The organism is Pseudomonadota bacterium (assembly GCA_010028905.1).
Taxonomy (GTDB): Bacteria; Vulcanimicrobiota; Xenobia; order RGZZ01; family RGZZ01; genus RGZZ01.
On sequence record RGZZ01000415.1, the window covers coordinates 1 to 4,470 of the forward strand.

General features: G+C 66.4%; 3 protein-coding genes. 2 read left to right on the forward strand and 1 reads right to left on the reverse strand.

Annotated features, from left to right (window positions below):
* The coding region (locus tag EB084_20205) for a hypothetical protein (GenBank protein NDD30589.1) at positions 1-1,477 on the forward strand (1,477 nt) is incomplete at its 5' end.
* Positions 1,478-1,481: 4 nt separating this feature from the next.
* Here the strand turns inward: EB084_20205 and EB084_20210 are convergent.
* Complete coding sequence (locus EB084_20210; protein NDD30590.1) at positions 1,482-3,836, reverse strand: hypothetical protein; 2,355 nt, start codon at positions 3,834-3,836, stop codon at positions 1,482-1,484.
* 373 nt (positions 3,837-4,209) lie between these two features.
* Between EB084_20210 and EB084_20215 the strand changes: the two genes are divergently transcribed.
* On the forward strand, positions 4,210-4,470 hold a 261-nt coding region (locus EB084_20215), incomplete at its 3' end, for a hypothetical protein (GenBank protein ID NDD30591.1).

Genomic DNA, 4,470 nt, shown 5'->3' on the forward strand with positions numbered 1-4,470 from the left:
GACCGACACGTCGGCCTACTTCGCCGCCGACGCGGGGGTTCAAGATGCCATCGCCTACATCGAGAACGAACTGGCCAACGGGCGAGAACCGCTGACTGCAGCCTCTTCAACCCGATCAGGCGCTATCGGCACATGGACCTGGACATCAATCTTGACAGCAGATTCCCAATCGCCACCCAACGGCCAGAACCCAGTTCGATACTACACCGTTGCTTCGACCGCCCATCTCAACGGCCGACCGATGCGTCGCATCACCACCAGCGTCGGACAACAGAGCTTCGCACGGTTCGCACTGTACTCTGACAAGTCCGACCCAAACGCAGCATTCAACACCTCGAGCCTTGGGCTAGCCAAGGAAGGCCCTGTTCATATCAACGACCCCATCAAGATCTGGACGTACCCGAATCAGTACGATGGTTCATACAAGCCACACTTCCTGAGCACCGTGACGTCTGCAACCCGCGTGGCTGGCAGCGCAGATGGTGTCGCATACTGGAACGGCAACGGTGGCGGATCCGGTTCAACGGGATATCCACCCTACGACAGCAACGGCAACCCCGTACCAGGGCACTATGAAACCATCTATGCACAGGGGCGCGTCGCATTGAACACGGGGGTCAGCCGAATAGAGCTGCCTCCAACGACCAGTGCTCTCGCCAACGCAGCCTGGGGCGACCCTACAATGCCAGCGCCCACCACAGCAGGGGTGTATGTGAACCAGGCCAAGACGGGCAACGACGCGGCAGGGGGCATCTACATCGTTGGGGGCGTCTCCAAGATGGAGATGTCTGTCGACGGCGGCGGCAACCGCGTGCTCACCATCACCCAGGCCAGTGGCAAGACCGTCGTCACCGAGACCTTGTCGTCGGCGGTGACCGCACCCGGCGGGCAGAACGTGCCCCAGGGGCGCACCCTCGTGGTGCCGCCGAGCGGCAAGTCGCAGGTGCTGAACACCCTCACCAACGGCGTGGTATTCAGCACGGGCACCATCGCTTCGCTCTCTGGCACCAGCAAGGGAGCTCGCACCATTTCCACCGATGTGGATGCCCAGGCGGAAATCGTGGTGGGGGGGTCCATCACGCGATCAGACACGACACCGGGTCAAGCCCCCACGGGCTCTACCGACAACCTCGGTTTGGTCTCCTACAACCTCCGCTTCCCGTCAAGTCTGCCCCGCAGCACCAACCCGGCGAACAAGCTGTACGTCTATGCCGCCATCTTGGCCGGCGTGCCAGGGGGAAATGGTGGCGCGGTGTACGAGAACATCAGCGGACCTGTGGGGCTTCTTGACATCTACGGCAGTCTCAGCGTAGCTTCCAAGAGCCCAAAAGCACAATCGAACGGCGTTCAGGTAACCGGCGGCTGGAGCGGCAAGACCTACTACGACCCCAACCTCGCCAGCACCCCGCCTCCCTTCTACCCCACGCTGAACAGCTTCAGCCTGAAGTCGTGGAAGGACGAGGCGAGCCCACGATAAGGTCTCACCCCTGCGCGGTGGACATGTGCGCCATAAGCGCCTTGACCCGAGGGCCGTCCGGTCCGCTGAGCATGGCGTTGATCTGATCTTGCCCCTGGGGCCCGCTCTCCTGCGCCGTCATCACGGCGTACATCATCAAGATGAGGTGTAGCGCGTCAGCAGCGCTCTGAATCGGGGGCAGCCCGGGATTGGCGGCGCCGCGGAAGCCACCGCCCATACCCACAAGGGGCGTGAGGGGCGTCGGTGACGGCCCGCGTCCAGGCCCCACGGGCCCCACCTGACCTCCGTCGTTGGACACGAGCGAGCCGTCGGTCCCCGGCCCCACGGGCGCCGGCCCGGGGATGTACGGCCCTACCGGATTCTCGTCCGGGTTGCTCGACGGCTTGAAGTGCTCGAAGCGGCGCCCCCGATCGCCGCGGTAGTCCCAGCGGGCGAGGTTGTCGACGCGGCCGAGGGTGTAATCGCTGCCGTTGCCCCACTGATTGTCTTGCACCACGATGAAGTGATCGCCCTCGCGCCGCAGCTGCTGGGTGAGCATGTGTCCGGGCCAGAAGTTGATGTAGGCCCCCTTCTCGAGAAGGGTCTGGCGCATGTTGCCCCCCTCGCGGGCCGGGGTGTCGCCAGTGAGCCAGTACTGCGTGCGTGATGTCTCGCCGTAGGTTCCGCCCCACGATGAGCTGCGCCCCAGCATGCTCGACTGCCCCTCGTCGAGGATCATGCCGATGGGGCTGCGCGCGCTGCTGCTCTGCGCGCGGTCGAAGCTCCAGCGAGACTCCTCCTGGCCCTGGCGCAGGGCGAAGATGCCGCGATTGAAGCTGAAGGTGCGCCCTTTGCCGTCGTTGGCCCAGGGCGAGTTGAACTGCCCCGTGAGCGACACCTCCTTCACGAAGCGGGCCAGACCGTCGGCGTGGTTGGTCCAGCCGTTGGCGATGGTGCCGGACTGCATCCAGCAGCTGCCGTGGTTGCCCTGGTTGTAGGTCCCGGGATCAGCGGCAAAGAGCATGAAGTTCTCGGCCAGGAAGGTGCGCATCTGCTGGTTGTACACCTCCGCGCGGCCCTGTGGGGTCGATACCATCTCGTTGAGCTGGTCGTAGGTGTTGCCGATGGTGGCCTCGATCTCGGGGTGCACCTTGGCCGCGTCCTGACCCGCGGTCATGCGCTGCATCGCGCGGTCGCCCATGCGGCGCTCGAACGCGGTCATCATGTTCTTGAACCGCTCCAGGCGCTCCGGAGACATCTGGCCACCGAGGGTGTCGAGCAGGTTCTGACGCGCGGTCTCGACCGAATCTGAGGCATAGCCGCCCGCGGTGGCGCCGCCCACGCTGCCCACCTTGGCGGTGCGCGTGGTTCCCGTCTTGGGGTCGGTGTAGGTGTAGTCGCCGTTCTCAGCGACCTTCACATCGCTGCGAGCGGGGCGGACACGCCCCTTGTCATCGATGCTGGTAAAGGCGTCACCGCCCTGCTCACGGGTCCACGTGGTGCGCTGGGGGCCCTTGGGAGAGACGCTGGTGTCGGTGATGGCCGCGAGGCGCTTGTTGCCCCCCGTCTCGTCGCACTGATAGAGGAAGTCACGCGCCGTGCCGTCCTTGCGCACCACCGAGAGCACGGTTCCATCGGTGTCGCTCGACACCGTCGAACCGTCGGCGTTGTGGCGGGTCTTCCCGAACGGGTGCGTCACCGTCACGTCGCCGCTCTTCTCGTCGAGCACGGCGGTCGCCCCGTCACGCGCGCTGAAGCGCTCGGTCTCGACGCCCTTGGCGTCGACATCGACCACACGGGTCAGCGCGCCATCGCGACGCTCGAAGCGACGCTCGCCGTCCGGCGTCGAGATCGACTGCAGCCCGCCGGCCGCGTCGACAGACACACGGCGTCCGTCGCGCGTGAAGGTGGCGCTGCCATCGGAGCGGCTCTCATAGCTCACGTTGCCCTTGTCGTCGCGCACGGTGAGACGCCCGTTCTCGAGGCGACTGGGAGACGACGACCCGTCGGGCAGGTGCGAGGTGGAGCCCTGCTCCCCCGCGTTGCGAACGCTGTGCACGCCGTCCGCGTTGACGTCCATCTCACCACGCCAGCGCGTGATCACGCGACCCTGGTCGTTGCGCGCCGTCCACTGATCGCTCTGCGCGCTCTCGCGGGTCCACGAGGTCGTGCGGCCATCTTTCGTGCGCGCGCGCATGGCGCTGATCGATCCATCGTCGAAGCGCTCGTAGTCGCGTCTGCGGCCCTCGGTGGTCTCGACCGTGGTGGGTCGGCCCTGCGCGTCACGCTCGATCTTCGCCCCCCAGGGGTTGGCGCGAGACACGGCAGGAGCCTCGTTGCCGGTATCGGCCGCGCCGCAGGTCTTGACCCAGCCGCTCATCCCGTTGAGCAGGCCGCTGGAGGACGCAGCCTCGTTCCCGCACTCCGGCGCCTCGACGGCAGGGGGTGCATCGGGATGCGTCGCGGCAGGGTGCGTCGGCGTGGAGACCGTCTGCCCGCCAGGGAGGCCTGGGCGTGGTGACTGAAGTCGGGGCGCCTGGAGGCGGGGGGGCTGGAGTCGGACCCGGTAGGATTCACCTTGCGCTGCTCGCTCCACGCCATGGAAGAGACCTCCTGAAACACCTGCTCTCCCGTTCGAGCATGGCCAGACCTCGATTTGCAGCCGGTCTCCGGCGAATCGCATCGAGGTCATTGCGAGCGATGCGCCGAGATGACGCGAGGACGGCGACGAGAGGTCGCGAACTGACCCCTTCGTGCCCCTCGTTCCGAACACGCCCCTCCGCCGCACTGCCGTGCTTCTGCTCTCCCTGGCCGCGCTGAGCGGGGCCATCTGGTTGCGCGCGTCGGCCCAACCGGCCTACGCGGGCCTCGAGACCCGCGCGCAGCAGGGGTTCGTGCTGTTCGAAGACGCGCCGGCCCCTCTTCGAGCCCTGGCGTCATCGTCTGCCACGCTCTGGATGCGTTTCGCCCGGGACTGGATGCTCCCGGAAGCGTTGTTCATCGTGGCGCTCGCA

Excerpts from the sequence above, each read along its gene's own strand:
- EB084_20210 (NDD30590.1), bottom strand. The coding sequence starts at position 3,836 with ATGAGCGGCTGGGTCAAGACCTGCGGCGCGGCCGATACCGGCAACGAG.